Below are 16,781 nucleotides of genomic sequence, written 5' to 3'. Positions count from 1 at the left end.
TGCGCCATTTCCTGGCGCGCCGGCCGGTTCTCGGGCGAGGATCTCGTTCCGCACGACGTCGGAACGGGAGGAGCTGGTGATGAGGGCACGCGTCGTCGTCCTGCTGCTCCTGCTCGTCGGGCTCGCCGTGCCGGTCACCGCCGAGGCCCAGCCCTGGAACGAGCGGATCCCGGTCGGGCCCGAGCTCACGCCGACGCCTCCGGTCCGGGTCCTGTTCGTCGGCGACTCGATCACCGCGGGCCGCAGCGGCGACACGTCGTACCGCTACTGGGTCTGGCGCCAGTTCCAGGACGCCGGGGTGCGGGCGCGGTTCGTCGGGACCACCACCGGGCGGCGCGGGGGTGACGGCTACGCGCTGACCGACCACGGCTTCCAGCCGTGGCACGCCGCCAAGGGCGGGACGACGTACGCCGACCACCTGCCCCGGGTCCGGGCGCTCGTCCGGCACCTCCGACCCGACGTGATCGTGCTCGGCCTCGGCTTCAACGACGTCAAGGTCGCGTCCCCGGCCCGGACCGCCGCGCGGGCCCGGGCCTACCTCGACCGCGTGTGGGCGGTCGACCCGGACGTGCGGGTGGTGCTCAACGAGGTCACCTTCGCCGCCCGCCCCGGCGCGTCCCGGCGCAACCTCCGCCGGACGCGGTACGACGAGCTGCTGCGCGAGATCGCCCGCGCCGACCGCCGGGTGGAGGTGGCACGGGTCGTCAGCGGGCCCTGCCCCGCCTGGGACCCCGTCGTGCACTCCTTCGACGGCATCCACCCGAACGCGCTCGGCGAGCTCGTCGTCGCCCGCCACGTGGTCGACGCGCTGGTGCGGGCCGACGTGCTGCCGTCGTACGACCGGACGGGGACGCCGGGCTACGCGACGACCTGCGTCGCACCGGCCGCCTGAGCCGGGACCCGACCCGGCCGGGCCACCAGCGCGGCGGTGGCCGCGGCCAGCACGCCGCTGAGCGCGACCAGCAGCCACGCGGTCCGGAACCCGTCGATCCCGGGGTCGGCCGTCACCACCGCGACCAGCACGCTGACGCCGAGCACCAGGCCGAGCTGACGGGCCATGGTGATGACGCCGGCCCCGGTCGAGGTCTGCTCGGGCGGCAGCGTGGCGGTCGCGGCGGCGACCAGGTTGGGCATCACCAGGCCGACGCCGATCCCGGTGACGACCCAGGCCGGCAGGAAGGTCGTCCAGTACGACGGGTCGGTGCTCAGCGACGCCGCCATCAGCACCGCTCCCGCGGCCGTGACGAGCGACCCCACGGCGACGAACGAGCTCGCCCGGGTCCGCGGGAACAGCCGGTGGGCGAGCAGCGAGGCGAGCGGCACCACGAGCGGCCCGAGCGCGACGGCCAGGCCGGTCCGCAGGGCCGGGTAGCCCCAGACCTGCTGCATCCAGAGGATGCCGGCGAGCAGGCTGGCGCCGAAGCCGGTGTTGAACAGCACGCCCGCCAGGTTGGCGCCCGAGAAGGAGCGCACCCGCAGCAGCGCGGGCTCGACCACCGGGGACTCGTGGTGGACGGTCCGCCAGGCGAAGATCGCCGTGGCGGCGAGGGCGACCGCCCAGGCGCCGAGGACCCGGCCACTGGCCCAGCCCCACTCCTGACCCTGGACCAGCCCGAGGACCAGCGCGCCCACGGCGACGGCGAGGACGACGGCGCCGACCAGGTCCGGGCGGGGTGCGTCGGTGTTGTGCCGGACGTCGGGCACGAACCGGATCGCCAGGACCACCAGCACGACGCCGAGCGGGACGTTGATCCAGAAGGCCCAGTGCCACGAGAGCTGGACCAGCCCGCCGCCGACCGCCGGACCGAAGGCGGCGGCCAGGGCACCGGTCAGCGCGAACAGCCGGGCGGCCGGCGCCCGGCGCTCGGCGGGCAGCGCGGCGAGCAGCAGGCCGAGGCTGGCCGGCGTCATGGCGGCCGCGCCGACCGCTTGGACGCCGCGGAAGACCACCAGCGCCCAGACGCTCCCGGCCAGCGCGCAGGCGGCGCTCGCGGCGGTGAAGAGCACCAGTCCGGCCACGAAGCCCGGCTTGCGTCCGTAGCGGTCGGTCAGCCGCCCGAGGGGCACGAGGAGGGCGGCGTACAGGACGGCGTAGGCGTTGAGCACCCAGCTGAGCTCGGCCAACCCGGCGCCGGACGGCCCGGCGAGGTCGCGGCCGATCTCGTCGAAGGCGACGTTGACGATGAAGAGGTCGACGCCCGCCAGGAAGGCCGCGCCGACCAGGATCGTGGTGACCAGGCCGGAGCGCTGGCTTCGGGAGCTCATAGCCAGAGGGTCGACTGCTGGCTATGGGAATGTCAAGCCAGGTCGTAGGCTGCGCGCATGACGTTCCAGCTCGCCGGCTCGCTCGCCGATCGGGGTGACCGCCCGGTGGGGGACCGCTGTCCCATCGACCGGGCGATCCAGCTCGTCGGCAACCGCACCGCCCTGCTCCTCCTCCGCGAGGTCCTGTACGGCGCCCGCCGCTTCGACCAGCTCGTCGCGCGCACCGGGGTGAGCGAGGCCGTCGCCGCGCAGCGCCTGAAGGTCCTCGTCGAGGCCGGCGTGCTGACCAAGGAGCCCTACCGCGAGGCCGGCCAGCGCACCCGCCACGAGTACGTCCTGACCGCCAGCGGCCACGCGCTCGTCCCGGCCGTGCTCGCGCTCGCGGTCTGGGGCGACGAGCACCTCCCGGGGCGCGGGCAGGTCGGGCTCACCCACGCCGGCTGCGGCGAGCCGGTCGAGGTGCGGCCGCGCTGCGCCGCGGGGCACGACGTGCCGGAGGACGAGGTCCTGGTCACCGGGTCGGCCCGGTAGCGAGGCGTCGTACTCCTGCTGTGATGGGCCGGTGAGCGGGTTCAGCGCAGCGGAGATCGAGGAGGCGTACGCCGTCTTCCACGGGCACGTCGAGGGCTTCGCGTCGTCGGGGGACTGGCACGGGTTCGCGGACCTGTTCACCGACGACGCGACGTACGTCGAGCACGCCTTCGGCACCTTCCGCGGGCGGGAGGAGATCCGGGCCTGGTCGACGCGGACCATGACGTCGTTCCCGGGTGGCGTGATGACCGGGTTCCCGCTGGCCTGGTCGGTGGTCGACGAGTCCACGTCGCGGCTGATCTGCGAGGTGCGCAACCTGATGCCCGACCCCGGCGACGGCTCGGTGCACGAGGAGTCGAACCTGACGATCATGACCTACGCCGGCGACGGGATGTTCAGCCGCGAGGAGGACGTCTACAACCCGCTGCGGTTCATGAGGATGTCGATGCGCTGGGCCGCGGTCGCCGAGGCGCACGGGAACCTCTCGGACGAGGGTCGCGCCTACGTCGCGCAGTTCGGTTCACCTGCCGGTCACTGAGCCGTGCCACCGTCGCCGAGGTGCGGCGTACGGCGATGCAGGGACTCGGCTGGGTCCTCACGATCGGCGGCGTGATCCTCTTCCCGCTGCCCGGCCCGGGGCTGCTGCTCCTGGCCGCGGGACTGGCGATCCTGGCCGAGCACCACGCGTGGGCGGAGCGGAGGGTCGACCAGGTCAAGGTGCGGGCGTGGGCGGGCGCGCGGGCCGGCGTACGGACGCCCTGGCGGACCTTCTGGACGGTCCTCGTCACGGCGCTGCTCGGGGCCTCCGGCGTGCTCTGGCTGTGGGCGCCGCCCCAGCCGGACTGGTGGGTGCTGCCCGCCTGGACCTGGCTGCCCGGCGGCGTGTGGAGCGGCGTCGGGCAGCTCCTGTCGGGGGCCGTGGCGCTCGCCCTGGTCGGCTACGCCTGGTGGCGGGTCCGGAACGAGCGCCTGGCGGACCAGGGTGATCCCCGATGTGGCGTTTGAGGTCGTCTGGGAGGCTCACTGCATGAAGGGGGCAGCGCGCAGGGTCGCGATCGAGGTCGGTGGCTGGGCGTTGGTGCTGGTCGGCATCGCCGCCCTCGTGCTCCCGGGGCCGGGGCTGCTGCTGATCTTCGCCGGCGTCGCGGTGCTCTCCCAGCAGTACGAATGGGCCGAGAAGCGCCTCGACCCGATCAAGTACCGGGCCCTCAAGGGCGCCGCCGAGAGCGTCGAGACCTGGGTCCGGATCGTCTTCTCCTCCCTCGTCGCCGTCGGACTGCTGGTCTGCGGCGTGATCTGGATCTGGAGCCCCGAGGTCCCCGACTGGTGGTCCTTCCGCGACAGCTGGTGGCTGCCCGGCGGCGTGGCCACCGGCATCACCCAGATCGCCTCCGGCCTGTTCGCGTTCGTGCTGCTCGGCTGGAGCTACCGCAAGTTCCACGGCAAGCCCGAGGCCGTCGCCGAGCTCGAGCGTGAGATCGACGAGGCCGACGAGGAGTTCAAGCAGCTGCGCGACTGAGTCGCGCTCGGGCCCTGTCGGAGCCGCGTGCGATGCTGCCGCCCGTGACCCTCCACCTGCACCGCGCCGCACGCACCGACGTGCTGGCCGATGCCCTGGGGGAGCTGCTCGCGACACCGCTCGCCGACCCGTTCGCCGAGGAGGTCGTGGTCGTCCCGGCCAAGGGGGTCGAGCGCTGGCTCTCGCAACGGCTGTCCCACCGGCTGGGGGCCGGCCCGCGCGGTGGCGACGGGGTGTGCGCGGGGGTCCGCTTCCTGACCCCACGGAGTCTGGTCAGCCTGCTGCTCGGTCGCGAGCGCGACGACCCGTGGGACCCCGAGCGGCTGGTCTGGCCGCTGCTCGCGACCATCGACGCCGGCCTCGACGACCCCGTGTTCGCCACCGTGGCGGCGCACCTCGGCCACGGGCTCGAGGGACCCGACGGCGACCTGCGGCGCACCCGCCGCTACTCCGTCGCCCTGCGGCTGGCCGGCCTGTTCGCGTCGTACGCCGTGCAGCGGCCCGCCCTCGTGACCGCCTGGCGCGAGGGGACGGGCGAGGCGGAGCTGCCGGCCGACCTGCGCTGGCAGCCCGAGCTGTGGCGCCGGCTGATCGAGCAGGTCGGCGAGCCGGCGCCCGACGTACGCCAGGCCGACACGGTGCGCCGGCTGCGCGCCGGGGCTGCGGACCTCCCGCTGCCGGGCCGGCTGACGCTCTTCGGCCACACCCGGATCCCGGTCACCGAGGTCGAGCTGCTCGCCGCCCTGGGCGAGCACCGCGACGTCCACCTCTTCCTCCCGCAGCCCTCGCCGGTGCTCTGGGACGACCTGGCCGGCCTCGGCGGGGCGGTGCCGCGCGACGAGGACGACTCGGCCGAGCGGGTCGGCCACCCGCTCCTCGCCTCGCTCGGCCGGGACGCGCGCGAGCTGCGCCGCACTCTCGACGGCGTCGGTGCCGCGCTGGTGCCCGCGCCCGAGCCCGCGACCGACACCCTGCTCGGTCGGCTCCAGGCCGACCTGCGCGCCAACCACGCGCCGACGCCGGCCGAGCGGGCCGCGCGGGTGCACGACGCCGCCGACCGCAGCCTGCAGGTGCACGCCTGTCACGGGGCCGCGCGCCAGGTCGACGTGCTGCGCGAGGTGCTGGTCGGGATGCTCCAGGACGACCCGACCCTGGAGCCGCGCGACATCCTCGTGATGTGCCCCGACATCGAGACCTACGCGCCGCTGATCTCGGCCGGCTTCGGGCTCGCGACCCACGAGGGGCACCCCGCCCACGAGCTGCGGGTCAAGCTCGCCGACCGGGCGCTGACCAGCACCAACCCGCTGCTCTCGGTCGCCGACGTGCTGCTCGAGCTGTCCGGGGGCCGGGTCACCGCCGCCGACGTCCTCGACCTGGCCGCCCGGGAGCCCGTGCGGCAGCGCTTCGGGTTCACCGACGACGAGCTCGACCGGGTCGGCCGCTGGGTCGCGCGGGCCGGGGTGCGGTGGGGACTGGACGCTCGCTCGCGGGCGGCGTTCCGGATGGACGGCTTCCCCCACAACACCTGGCGCACCGGCCTCGACCGGATCCTGCTCGGTGTCGCGATGAGCGGCGACGACCACCGCCACCTCGGCCGCGGGCTGCCGCTCGACGACGTCGGCAGCAACGAGATCGACCTCGCCGGTCGGCTGGCCGAGCTCGTCGACCGGGTCGACGCGTGCCTGACGACCCTGGCGGGCGCGCGCACCGTCGCCGACTGGACCGGCGGCCTGAGCGTCGGCGTGCGCTCGCTGACCGACGTGAGCACCGACGACGCCTGGCAGCTGCCGCAGTTCGAGCGCGAGCTGGCCCGGGCCGCCGCGTCCTCCCACGAGGCCGAGCTGGAGCTGCGGCTGCCCGACATGCGTGCGCTGCTCCAGTCCCGGCTGGCCGGCCGGCCGACCCGGGCCAACTTCCGCACCGGCACCCTCACCGTCTGCACCATGGTCCCGATGCGCTCGGTGCCCCACCGCGTGGTCTGCCTGGTCGGCCTCGACGACGGCGTCTTCCCGCGCGCGGGCGCGGTCGACGGCGACGACGTCCTCGGCCGGCGGCCGCTGACCGGGGAGCGCGACGCCCGCAGCGAGGACCGCCAGCTGCTGCTCGACGCGGTGATGGCCGCGACCGAGGCGCTGGTGATCACCTACACCGGGGCCGACGAGCAGTCGGGTGCGCGGCGGCCCCCCGCCGTACCCCTGGGGGAGATCCTCGACGCCGCCGACCGGACCACCGCCGCGCCGGTGCGCGAGCAGGTCCTGACCCGCCACCCCCTCCAGCCCTACGACGCCCGCAACTTCGCGCGGCCGCGCCCGTTCAGCTTCGACACCGCCGCCCTCGCCGGGGCCCGGTCGGCCTGGAGCGTGCGCCACGAGCCGCCGCCGCTGATCTCCGCGCCGCTGCCCGAGCGGCCTCGCGACGACGTGTCCCTCCAGGAGCTGCGCGGCTTCCTCGGCCACCCGGTCCGGGCCTTCCTGCGCGAGCGCCTCGACGTCGCCGCGCCCTTCGAGCCCGACGACCTGGCCGACGCCATCCCGGTGACGCTCGACAGCCTGGACAAGTGGAAGGTCGGCGACCACCTCCTGTCCGAGCTGCTCGCGGGTCAGGACGCCGCCGCCGTGATGACCGCCGAGCAGCTGCGCGGCACCCTCCCCCCGGGCGCCCTCGGCACGTCGGCGCTGACGGACGTCGTCGAGGAGTGCCAGCGGCTCTGGGCGCGCTCGGCGCAGGTGCGCGAGGGGGAGCGCCGCTCGGTCGACGTCGATGTCGACCTGGGCGACGGTCGCCGGCTCACCGGCACCGTGGCCGGCGTCTACGGCACCCGCGTCGTCTCCCTCGGCTACTCCCGGCTCAAGGCCCGGCAGCGGCTGACCGCGTGGGTCGACCTGCTGGCGCTGAGCGCGACGTACCCCGACCAGCACTGGACCGCCCACGCCATCGGTCGCGAGCGCGCCGGCCCCAAGCGCGCCCTGTCCGGACCGCTCGACCACCGCGCCGTCGCCTGGCTGCGCGACCTGGTCGAGCTCCGCGACCGCGGCCTGCGGGAGCCGCTGCCGATCCCGGTGGCGACCGCCTCGGCCTGGGCCGAGGCCCGGGTCCGCGAGCTGATGGGCCAGGACACCCCGCCCGTCGAGGCCGCCCGCCGGGCCTGGGAGACCGACCCCCACCACGCCTTCGGCATCGCCGGCGAGGACGCCGACGCCTTCCACCAGCGGGTCTACGGCGTCGGGGCGCCGGTCGAGCGGCTGCTCGACGCCGGCCTGGGTGAGCACGCCTGGCGGGTGTGGGAGCCGCTGCTCACCGGAGCCGAGAAGGTGGGTCCCCTGTGAGCGGTCCTGCGATCACCCCCTTCGACATCACCGACCCGCTGCCCGAGGGCACCGTCCTGCTGGAGGCCAGTGCCGGCACCGGCAAGACCTGGACGATCGGTGCCCTGGTCACCCGCTACGTCGCCGAGGGCGCGGCCCGGCTCGAGGAGATGCTGGTCGTCACCTTCGGGCGGGCCGCCAGCCAGGAGCTGCGCGAGCGGGTCCGGGCCCAGCTCGTCGAGGCCGAGCGGGTGCTCGGCGACGACCCGCTCGACGCCGTCGCCGACGAGTCCGACCTGGTGGCGCTGCTGCGCGGCTGGGATCCCGAGCGGCGCCGCCGTGGGCACCGCCGGGTCGCCGAGGCGCTGGCCGGCTTCGACGCCGCGACGATCGCCACCACCCACCAGTTCTGCTCGCTGGTCCTCGACTCGCTCGGGGTGGCCGGAGACACCGACTCCCGCGCGCGGCTGGTCGAGGACCTCGACGACCTGGTGACCGAGATCGTCGACGACCTCTACCTCCGTGCGTTCGCCTTCGACGGCGGGGGCCCGGCCTTCAGCCACGACGAGGCGCGGGCGATCGCCCGAGCCGCGGTCGGCGACCCCCAGGCCCGGCTCGAGCCCGCCGACGAGGACCCGTCGACGTCGGTCGGGCGGCGGGTGCGCTTCGCGCAGGCGGTCCGCACCGAGCTCGACCGGCGCAAGCGCCGGCTCGGCGTGCTCTCCTACGACGACCTGCTCAGCCAGCTCGCCGCCGCGCTCGCCGACGAGGACGGCGCCGCCGCCCAGCGGATGCGCGCCCGCTGGCGGATCGTGCTGGTCGACGAGTTCCAGGACACCGACCCGGTGCAGTGGCAGGTCCTCGACCGGGCCTTCAACGGGCACGCGACGATGGTGCTGATCGGCGACCCGAAGCAGGCCATCTACGCCTTCCGCGGCGGCGACGTGACGACGTACCTCCGAGCGGCGGCGACCGCCGCGCGCCAGCAGACCCTGGCCGTCAACTGGCGCAGCGACCAGCCGCTCCTCGAGGGCTTCCAGCGGCTGCTCGCCGGTGCCGCGCTCGGCGACGACCGCATCGTCGTGCGCGACGTCGAGGCCCACCACACCGGCAGCCGGTTGGTCGGTGCACCCGTGCCGGCGCCGTTCCGGGTGCGGGTGGTCCGGCGCGAGGACCTCGGGCGCCGCGGCGGCGCGACCCTCCCGGTCGGGCTGGTCCGGCCCCACGTCGCCCGCGACCTGGCCCTCGACGTACGACGGCTGCTGGCGTCGGGGGCGACCTTCGAGGGCCGCGAGCTGCGCCCGCGCGACGTCGCGGTGATCAGCTACCGCCACGCCGACCTGGCCGCGGTGCGCGAGGCGCTGCTGGAGGTCGGGGTGCCCGCGGTCATCGCGGGTGGCGGCAGCGTGTTCGCGACGCCGGCCGCGACCGAGTGGCTGACCCTGCTGGAGGCGCTCGAGCAGCCCCACCGCAGCACCCGCGTGCGCTCGGCCGCGCTGACCTGCTTCGTCGGCCGCAGCGCCGTCGAGCTCGACGAGCGCGGCGACGACCTGACCGACGAGGTGGCCGACCTGCTGCGTGGCTGGGTCGAGCTGTTCACGACCCGGGGCGTGGCCGCGGTGCTCGAGGCGGCCAACGTCGCCGGCCTGCCCGCGCGCGTGCTGGCCGAGGTCGGCGGCGACCGACGCCTCACCGACCTCCGCCACATCGGCGAGGCCCTGCACGAGGTCACCCTGACCGAGCGGCACGGCCTGGTCTCGCTGCTGACCTGGCTGCGCGAGCAGGTCACCGAGGGCCGTGCGGGCCGCGGCGTCGAGCGCACCCGCCGGCTCGACTCCGACGCGGCCGCCGTCCAGCTGGTGACGATCCACGCGAGCAAGGGCCTGGAGTACCCCGTCGTCTACCTGCCCGCCCTCGGCGACCGGTTCGTCCCCAAGCCGAGCCGGCCGCTCTTCCACGACGACGAGGGCACCCGCTGCCTCGACGTCGGGGGCGGCGGCGCCCACTGGGCCGACCACTGCCGGCGCTGGGCCGACGAGGAGGCCGGCGAGTGGCTGCGGCTGCTCTACGTCGCGATCACCCGCGCCAAGTCCCAGGTGGTCTGCTGGTGGGCGCCGACCAAGAACGCCGTCGCCTCGCCGCTGCACCGGATGCTGATGCGCGACCCCGACGAGGCGGAGGTGCCCGCCTCGCCCGCCGTGCCCGACGACGAGGCGGTGGTGACGCTGTTCGCCGAGTGGCGCGACCGCGGCGGCCCGGCCCCCGAGCCGGCGGCGCACGCCGACCCGGGCGCGGCGCCACCGCGGCCGGAGGTGCCCGCGCTGGCGGCCCGGTCGTTCACCCGCGAGGTCGACACCGAGTGGCGGAGGTCGTCGTACTCCTCGCTGAGCAAGGTGCAGGTCGCGCCCGGCCCCGCAGGGGCGGTGACCAGCGAGCCCGAGGTGAGCGCCAAGGACGACGAGGACGAGCTCGACTCGATCGTCGTCGAGGCCCCCGCGGTGCCCGGCGACCTGGTCTCGCCGATGGCCGGGCTGCCGGTCGGCGCGACCTTCGGCTCGCTGGTGCACGCGGTGCTCGAGCACACCGACCCCGACGCGCCGGACCTCCGCGCCGAGCTCCGCGGCCACGTCGAGGAGCAGCTCGGGTGGTGGCCGGTGGAGCTCGACACCGACGAGCTGGTCGAGGCGCTGGTCGCGGTCTGCGACAGCCCGCTCGGGCCGCTCGCGCCGACGACGCTGCGCGAGGTCCCGCTGGCCGACCGGCTCCGCGAGATGGACTTCGAGCTGCCGCTCGGCGACGGGGTGCTCGGCCAGATCGGTCCGCTGCTGGAGCGGCACCTGCCGGCGGGTGACCCGGTGCGCTCCTACGCCGCGGCGCTCGAGGGTCCGCTCGGCGAACAGACCCTGCGCGGCTACCTCACCGGCTCGGTCGACGTGGTGCTGCGGATGCGCACCGAGCAGGGCCCGCGCTACCTCGTCGTCGACTACAAGACCAACTGGCTCGGCCCGTTCGACGAGCCGCTGACCGCCGCGGCCTACCGGCCCGACGCGCTCGACGCGGCGATGGGCCACTCCGACTACCCGCTCCAGGCGCTCCTGTACGCCGCGGTGCTGCACCGGTTCCTGCGCTGGCGCCAGCCCGGCTACGACCCGGAGGTGCACCTCGGCGGGGTGCTCTACCTCTACCTGCGCGGCATGTGCGGGCCGGAGACCCCGCTGGTCGACGGTGCGCCGTGCGGCGTGTTCGCCTGGCGGCCGCCGGTCGCGCTGGTCGAGGAGCTGTCCGACCTGCTCGACGGAGGTGCGTCGTGACCGAGACCTTCGAGCCGGTCGGCGAGCACGACTGGCGGCTGGCCACCTCGGCCACCGGGCTGCTCGCCGAGTTCAACGCCGCCGGCCTGCTGAGCGCCGCCGACGTCCACGTCGCGACCCGGGTCGCGGCCCTGGGCGAGGAGGAGGACGAGCGGGTCCGGCTGGCGGTCGCCCTCGCGGTCCGCGCCGTACGCCGGGGGTCGGTGTGCCTCGACCTCGCGGCCGTGCCGGCCACCGCGCCGGAGCTTGCCTGGCCCGAGGCCGAGGCCTGGGCCGCGGCCGTCGCCGCGTCGCCGCTGGTCGCCGCCGGGGCGGTCCGCTGGGAGCTCGGGCTGCTCTACCTCGACCGATACCACCGGCTCGAGACCCAGGTGCACGCCGACCTGGAGGCGCGGCTGGCCCAGGCCGCGCCGGGGATCGACGAGGCCCGGCTCGACGCGGCGCTGGCCCGGGTCCGCGGCGGCCGGTTCAGCCCCGAGCAGGAGGCCGCGGTCGCGGCCGCCGTACGCCGTCGTACGACGATCCTGACCGGCGGGCCCGGCACCGGAAAGACCACGACCGTGGCCCGGCTGCTCGCCCTGCTCGCCGACCAGGCCACCGGCTCGACGCAGCGTCGCGAGGGCCGGCTCTCGATCGCCCTGGCCGCGCCCACCGGCAAGGCCGCCACCCGGCTACAGGAGGCGGTCGCCGCCGAGGTCGCCGAGGTGGGCGAGACCTGGCCCGAGGTCGCCGCCCTGGTGGGTCGGCTCCAGGGCCAGACCCTGCACCGGCTGCTCGGCTGGCGCCCCGACAACGCCACCCGCTTCCGCCACGACCGCGGCAACCGCCTCAAGTACGACGTCGTCGTGGTCGACGAGTCCTCGATGGTGGAGCTCACGATGATGGGCCGGTTGCTCGAGGCGCTGCGGCCCGAGAGCGTGCTGGTGCTGCTGGGCGACCCCCAGCAGCTGACCTCGGTCGGCGCCGGCGCGGTGCTGGGCGACCTGGTCGCGGGCTACGACGGCCGCCCGGACTCCCCGGTCGCCGCGCTGACCCGCAACTTCCGTTCCACCGACGACATCCTCGCCCTGTCCGTGGCGCTGCGGGCGGGCGATGCCGACACGGTCGTCGAGGTGCTGCGAACCCCCTCCGACGAGGTCTCCTGGGTCGACACCTCCGAAGAGGCCGAGGTCGAGGCGGCGCTGCGGCCCGACTCGCTCGCGGCCGCCCGGGCGGTGTGGTCCGCCGCGGTCGCCGAGGACCCGGCGGAGGCGATCCGGGAGCTCGACCGCTACCGGCTGCTGTGCGCCCACCGCGAGGGCCCGTACGGCGTACGCCGCTGGAACCAGCGGGTCGAGCGCTGGCTGGCCGAGGAGGTCGACGTCGACGTCCACGGCCCGTCGTACGTCGGCCGCCCGTTGCTGGTCACCAGCAACGACTACGCGCTCGACGTCTACAACGGCGAGACCGGCGTGGTGGTCCAGCAGGGCGACCGGCGTCGGGCCTTCGTGGCTGGGTCGGGGCGGCTGAAGGAGTTCGCCCCCGGCCGGCTCGACGCCGTCGAGACCATGCACGCGATGACGATCCACAAGAGCCAGGGAAGCCAGGTCGAGCGGGTGACGGTGCTGCTCCCCGAGGCCGACTCGCGGCTGCTGACCCGCGAGCTGTTCTACACCGCGGTCACCCGGGCCCAGCAGCACGTCCGGGTGGTCGGGTCCGAAGCGGCCGTGCGGGCGGCCGTCGCCACCCGTGCCCTGCGCGCGACGGGACTCCAGCAGCGGCTGCGCGAGACCGGGTCCGCACCCTGACACACGGAAACGGCGCCGCAATCTGCGCCGGTTAGGGTCGTGCCGTGCCATTTCTGCTGCGCGTCGAGCTGCCCGACGTCCCCGGGTCGCTTGGTCGTCTGGCGAGCAGGATCGGTGAGGCCGGCGGCGACATCGAGGCGATCGAGATCGTCGAGAAGCGGCACGACGGGACGGCCGTCGACGACGTACTCCTCGAGATGGCGCCCGGTTCGATGCCTGACTCGATCGTCTCCGCCTGCAACGCCATCGACGGCGTCCGGGTGGTCTGGATCAGCCGGTACGCCGCCGGCGGCAACCTGTTCCTCGACCTGGAGGCGGTCGAGGAGCTCACCGCCAACCCGGCCGAGGCGCTGGACCGGCTGATCGACCTGCTGCCGATCACCTTCCGCGCCGACTGGGCCGCGCGGGTCAGCGAGAAGGCCGGCGTGGTCTACGCGACCGAGGCCGCGCCCTCCGACCTGACCTGGGTGTCGATGGGCCGGGCCGCGCGCCTCGAGACCGACGACGACAACGTCCACTGCGGCGCCCGGCTCAACCACCACGAGGTGGTCATCATCGGCCGCCGCGGCGGCCCGGAGTTCCTCGACTCGGAGCTGGCCCGCCTGGGCCACCTGGTCGCCCTCGCGATGTCCATCGTCCGCGCCGGCTGACCCCCCCTCCCGCCGAGTCAGCAGAAACCGCGGGCCGAGTCAGCACCAGTGGTGCTGACTCGGCGAGGTCAGACGCGCTCGAGGAGGAAGACGGGGATCTCGCGGTCGGTCTTCTGCTGGTACTCGCCGTAGGTCGCCCAGGTGGCGACGGCGTAGTCCCACCACTCGGCCCGCTCGTCGCCTTCCAGGCGGCGCGCGGCGTAGGTGTGCTTCTCCGCGCCGTCCTGCAGGTCGACCTCGGGGTGCTCGACGAAGTTGTAGTACCAGGTCGGGTTCTTCGGGGCGCCGCCGAGCGAGGCGACGGCGACGTACTTGCCGTCCTTCTCGACGCGCATCACCGGGTTCTTGCGGAGCTTGCCGGACTTGGCGCCGCGGGAGGTGATCACCACGATCGGCCACTCCGGGTTGCCACGCAGGATGTTGCCGCGCTGGCCGTTCGAGGACTCGAACTCCTCGACCTGGTCGCGGACCCACTGCTCGGGGCTGGGCTCGTACTCGCCTTCAAGTGCCATGACTGTCCAATGCCCCTGGAGGGCCCGGACATTCCCACAGATAGCCTCCGACCCATGAGTGCGATCGACGGGGTGTCGGAGATCTTCGACGCCGACGCCTGGGACGTGGTGCCCGGCTTCGAGGACCTGACCGACCTGACCTACCACCGGGCGAAGGAGCACGGCACCGTCCGGGTGGCCTTCGACCGGCCGGACGTGCTCAACGCGTTCCGCCCGCACACCGTCGACGAGCTGCTGTGGGTGCTCGAGCACGCCCGCACCTCCAGCGACGTCGGCTGCGTGATCCTCACCGGCAACGGCCCGAGCGCCAAGAACGGCAAGTGGGCCTTCTGCACCGGCGGCGACCAGCGGATCCGCGGCCGCGCCGGCTACCAGTACGCCGAGGGCGAGACCGCGGCCACCGTGGACAAGGCCAAGCTTGGTCGGCTGCACATCCTGGAGGTGCAGCGGCTGATCCGCTTCATGCCCAAGGTCGTCATCTGCGTCGTCCCGGGCTGGGCCGCCGGTGGCGGGCACAGCCTGCACGTCGTCTGCGACCTGACCCTGGCCAGCACCGAGGAGGCCCGCTTCAAGCAGACCGACGCCGACGTCGGCTCGTTCGACGGCGGCTTCGGCTCGGCGTACCTCGCCCGCCAGGTGGGCCAGAAGATCGCCCGCGAGATCTTTTTCCTCGGACAGGAGTACTCCGCCGAGGACGGCGTCCGGATGGGCACGGTCAACCGAGCCGTCCCGCACGCGGAGCTGGAGGCGGCCGCCCTGGAGTGGGGCCGGCTGATCAACGGGAAGTCGCCGACCGCGCAGCGGATGCTGAAGTACTCCTTCAACGCCATCGACGACGGCCTGGTCGGCCAGCAGATCTTCGCCGGCGAGACCACCCGGCTCGCCTACATGACCGACGAGGCCGCCGAGGGCCGGGACCAGTTCCTCGAGAAGCGGGACCCCGACTGGTCGCCGTTCCCCTGGTACTACTGAGTCCGACTCACGCCAGGACGGCCGTGACCTTCAGCTCCACCAGGTGCTCGGGTACGTCGAGCGCGGCGACGCCGATCAGCGACGCCGGGGCGACCGGGACCGAGCCGAGGGCGTCCGCAGCGCGGGCCATGCCGTCGACGAGCAGCGGCATCTGGTCGGGGGTCCAGCCGGCGACGAACATCGTCAGATCGGCGACGTCGGCGAAGGTGGCGCCGACCTCGGCCAGGGCCGTGGCCACGTTGCAGTAGCACTGGACGATCTGCGCAGCGAGGTCTCCCGCGCCGACCAGGCGGCCGTCGGCGTCCCACGAGACCTGGCCGGCGACGAAGACGGTCCGGCTGCCGGTGGCGACGGCGACCTGGCGGTAGAGGGGGACCTCGGGGAGGCCGACGGGGTTGGCGAACGCGATGGGCAAGGGAGTTCCTCCGGGATTGACTTCAAGGTTGAACTGAACCTATCACGTGACTTCATGCGTGAAGCGATCCACCGTTACGGTGGAGGCATGGCGGACGAGGGCGCGGCGGACGACTTCCGGTGGCTGACGGAGCCGGAGAAGGAGGCGTGGACCGGCCTGGTCTCGCTGATGCTGCTGATGCCCGGCCCGCTGGAGGCGCCGCTGCAGCGCGAGGCCGGGCTGACGCTCTTCGACTACATGGTGCTCAGCGGCATCTCGGAGGCTCCGGACCGCGAGCTGCGGATGAGCGAGCTCGCGTTCATGACCAACGGCTCGCTGTCGCGGCTCTCCAACGTCGTCAAGCGGTTCGAGCAGCGGGGCTGGGCCTCGCGCCGGCCGGACGAGACCGATGGTCGCTACACGCTCGTGTCGCTCACGGAGGAGGGGCGCCGCCTCGTCGTGGCGGCGGCGCCAGTCCACGTCGATGCCGTACGACGCCTCGTCATCGACCCGCTCGACGAGGTCGACCAGGCCGCGTTGGCCCGCATCGCCGCACGACTTCGTACCCGGCCCAGCGACGTCCGCGACCGGCCGACCACCGGCTGAGCCGGACCCGTGCCCCTGGGTACGGGAGGTGATGCGCATCTTCTTCACCGGCGGCAGCGGCAAGGCCGGCCGGATCGTGGCCCCCTACCTCGCCGACCAGGGTCACCGGGTCACCAACGCCGACCTCGTCCCCCTCGGGCACCCGGGGGTCGACGACCTCCGGGTCGACCTCACCGACGCGGGCGAGACCTACTCCGCGCTCGCGGGGCTGGCGAGCCTCGACGAGCTGGATCTCCCCGAGTGGCCGTCGTACGACGCGGTCGTGCACTTCGCCGCGGTCCCGCGGATCGGCCTGCGGCCGGACGCGGCGACGTACGCCGCGAACGTGCTGAGCACCTATCACGTCCTCGAGGCCGCGACCCGGCTCGGTGTGCGCAAGATCGTCTTCGCCTCGTCGGAGACGGTCTACGGCGTCTGCTTCGCCCAGGGGGAGCGGCGGCCCCTCTACCTGCCGGTCGACGAGGACCATCCGACGGTCCCGGAGGACGCCTACGCGATGTCCAAGGTGGCGGGCGAGACGACGGCCCGCTCGTTCCAGGCCCGCACCGGGGCGGACGTCTACGGCCTGCGAATCAACAACGTCATCGAGCCGCACGAGTACGCCGAGCTGTTCCCGGCCTTCCTGGCCGACCCGGCGCTGCGCCGGCGCAACCTCTTCGCCTACATCGACGCCCGCGACCTGGGCGAGATGGTGCACCGCTGCCTGGCGACCGACGGGCTCGGCTACCAGGTCTTCAACGTCGCCAACCCCGACCTGTCGGTGTCGGCCACGACAAGCGAGCTGCGGGACCGCTTCTACGACGGTGTCGAGGTGCGCCGCGAGCTGGGCGACGACGAGACCTTCTACGCCATCGACCGGGCCCGCGAGCTGGTCGGCTTCGCGCCCCGGCACTCGTGGCGCGACGTGCTGCCCGGCTGAGGTGCACCCG

Annotated in this window: 15 protein-coding genes; 12 read left to right on the top strand and 3 right to left on the bottom strand. The window is 74.3% G+C overall.

Annotated elements, in window-relative coordinates:
* Positions 1–79: 79 nt before the first annotated feature.
* Entirely contained in the window at positions 80–892 is an 813-nt protein-coding gene (locus V7S47_RS07865; protein ID WP_336561056.1) for an SGNH/GDSL hydrolase family protein, read from the top strand.
* Here the strand turns inward: V7S47_RS07865 and V7S47_RS07860 are convergent.
* Positions 859–2,265, bottom strand: a complete 1,407-nt coding sequence (locus V7S47_RS07860; protein WP_336561055.1) for an MFS transporter — start codon at positions 2,263–2,265, stop codon at positions 859–861. The two genes, V7S47_RS07865 and V7S47_RS07860, sit on opposite strands and share 34 nt — an antisense overlap.
* A gap of 57 nt (positions 2,266–2,322) precedes the next feature.
* Here V7S47_RS07860 and V7S47_RS07855 point away from each other — a divergent pair, with 57 nt between their 5' ends.
* Genes V7S47_RS07855 through V7S47_RS07820 form a run of 8 tightly spaced genes read left to right on the top strand, consistent with a single transcriptional unit; the run spans position 2,323 to position 13,368 of the window.
* A complete protein-coding gene (locus V7S47_RS07855) occupies positions 2,323–2,796 on the top strand; it encodes a winged helix-turn-helix transcriptional regulator (RefSeq protein ID WP_336561054.1) in 474 nt (157 codons plus the stop codon).
* Between the two features lie 31 nt (positions 2,797–2,827).
* Complete coding sequence (locus V7S47_RS07850) at positions 2,828–3,334, top strand: nuclear transport factor 2 family protein (RefSeq protein WP_336561053.1); 507 nt, start codon at positions 2,828–2,830, stop codon at positions 3,332–3,334.
* Positions 3,335–3,354: 20 nt separating this feature from the next.
* Positions 3,355–3,801 carry a PGPGW domain-containing protein gene (locus V7S47_RS07845; protein WP_336561052.1) on the top strand — a complete coding sequence of 149 codons (447 nt, stop codon included), beginning with the start codon at positions 3,355–3,357 and terminating at the stop codon, positions 3,799–3,801.
* Positions 3,802–3,823: 22 nt separating this feature from the next.
* Positions 3,824–4,315 carry a PGPGW domain-containing protein gene (locus V7S47_RS07840; protein WP_090860413.1) on the top strand — a complete coding sequence of 164 codons (492 nt, stop codon included), beginning with the start codon at positions 3,824–3,826 and terminating at the stop codon, positions 4,313–4,315.
* A gap of 44 nt (positions 4,316–4,359) precedes the next feature.
* The gene (recC, locus tag V7S47_RS07835; RefSeq protein ID WP_336561051.1) at positions 4,360–7,641 is read left to right on the top strand and encodes an exodeoxyribonuclease V subunit gamma; all 3,282 of its coding nucleotides are present in this window, start codon (positions 4,360–4,362) and stop codon (positions 7,639–7,641) included.
* Positions 7,638–10,931, top strand: a complete 3,294-nt coding sequence (locus V7S47_RS07830; protein WP_336561050.1) for a UvrD-helicase domain-containing protein — start codon at positions 7,638–7,640, stop codon at positions 10,929–10,931. Before recC ends, V7S47_RS07830 begins: the two co-directional genes overlap by 4 nt.
* The gene (gene recD / locus V7S47_RS07825; protein WP_336561049.1) at positions 10,928–12,718 is read left to right on the top strand and encodes an exodeoxyribonuclease V subunit alpha; all 1,791 of its coding nucleotides are present in this window, start codon (positions 10,928–10,930) and stop codon (positions 12,716–12,718) included. Before V7S47_RS07830 ends, recD begins: the two co-directional genes overlap by 4 nt.
* A 44-nt stretch (positions 12,719–12,762) precedes the next feature.
* Positions 12,763–13,368 (top strand): amino acid-binding protein, encoded by a 606-nt coding sequence (locus tag V7S47_RS07820; RefSeq protein WP_090860410.1) that lies wholly within the window; start codon positions 12,763–12,765, stop codon positions 13,366–13,368.
* Positions 13,369–13,436: 68 nt separating this feature from the next.
* Here the strand turns inward: V7S47_RS07820 and V7S47_RS07815 are convergent, their stop codons facing one another.
* Positions 13,437–13,880, bottom strand: coding sequence for a nitroreductase family deazaflavin-dependent oxidoreductase (locus tag V7S47_RS07815; protein WP_336561048.1), 444 nt, complete (start codon positions 13,878–13,880; stop codon positions 13,437–13,439).
* Between the two features lie 54 nt (positions 13,881–13,934).
* Here V7S47_RS07815 and V7S47_RS07810 point away from each other — a divergent pair, with 54 nt between their 5' ends.
* A complete protein-coding gene (locus tag V7S47_RS07810; RefSeq protein WP_090860408.1) occupies positions 13,935–14,852 on the top strand; it encodes a 1,4-dihydroxy-2-naphthoyl-CoA synthase in 918 nt (305 codons plus the stop codon).
* A 7-nt stretch (positions 14,853–14,859) separates the two neighbouring features.
* On the opposite strand, the gene V7S47_RS07805 is transcribed toward V7S47_RS07810, so the two are convergent.
* Positions 14,860–15,267: a RidA family protein gene (locus V7S47_RS07805; protein ID WP_336561047.1), complete on the bottom strand. Its 408-nt coding sequence runs from the start codon at positions 15,265–15,267 to the stop codon at positions 14,860–14,862.
* Between the two features lie 87 nt (positions 15,268–15,354).
* Between V7S47_RS07805 and V7S47_RS07800 the strand changes: the two genes are divergently transcribed.
* Together V7S47_RS07800 and V7S47_RS07795 are read left to right on the top strand one after the other, a co-directional pair.
* Positions 15,355–15,852, top strand: coding sequence for a MarR family winged helix-turn-helix transcriptional regulator (locus V7S47_RS07800; RefSeq protein ID WP_090860406.1), 498 nt, complete (start codon positions 15,355–15,357; stop codon positions 15,850–15,852).
* 31 nt (positions 15,853–15,883) lie between these two features.
* The gene (locus tag V7S47_RS07795; protein WP_336561046.1) at positions 15,884–16,771 is read left to right on the top strand and encodes an NAD-dependent epimerase/dehydratase family protein; all 888 of its coding nucleotides are present in this window, start codon (positions 15,884–15,886) and stop codon (positions 16,769–16,771) included.
* Positions 16,772–16,781: the final 10 nt, after the last annotated feature.

The organism is Nocardioides sp. CCNWLW216, assembly GCF_037120545.1.
In the GTDB taxonomy this organism is placed as follows: Bacteria; Actinomycetota; Actinomycetes; order Propionibacteriales; family Nocardioidaceae; genus Nocardioides; species Nocardioides lianchengensis.
The sequence above is the reverse complement of the archived record's forward strand: the minus strand, read 5'-3'. Positions and strand labels throughout refer to the sequence as shown.

What these genes read in the sequence shown, in the direction of transcription:
- V7S47_RS07855 (WP_336561054.1), top strand. Translation starts at nt 2,323, where the DNA reads ATGACGTTCCAGCTCGCCGGCTCGCTCGCCGATCGGGGTGACCGCCCG.
- V7S47_RS07840 (WP_090860413.1), top strand. Translation starts at nt 3,824, where the DNA reads ATGAAGGGGGCAGCGCGCAGGGTCGCGATCGAGGTCGGTGGCTGGGCG.
- V7S47_RS07815 (WP_336561048.1), bottom strand. Translation starts at nt 13,880, where the DNA reads ATGGCACTTGAAGGCGAGTACGAGCCCAGCCCCGAGCAGTGGGTCCGC.
- V7S47_RS07795 (WP_336561046.1), top strand. Translation starts at nt 15,884, where the DNA reads ATGCGCATCTTCTTCACCGGCGGCAGCGGCAAGGCCGGCCGGATCGTG.
- V7S47_RS07860 (WP_336561055.1), bottom strand. Translation starts at nt 2,265, where the DNA reads ATGAGCTCCCGAAGCCAGCGCTCCGGCCTGGTCACCACGATCCTGGTC.
- V7S47_RS07865 (WP_336561056.1), top strand. Translation starts at nt 80, where the DNA reads ATGAGGGCACGCGTCGTCGTCCTGCTGCTCCTGCTCGTCGGGCTCGCC.
- V7S47_RS07810 (WP_090860408.1), top strand. Translation starts at nt 13,935, where the DNA reads ATGAGTGCGATCGACGGGGTGTCGGAGATCTTCGACGCCGACGCCTGG.
- V7S47_RS07800 (WP_090860406.1), top strand. Translation starts at nt 15,355, where the DNA reads ATGGCGGACGAGGGCGCGGCGGACGACTTCCGGTGGCTGACGGAGCCG.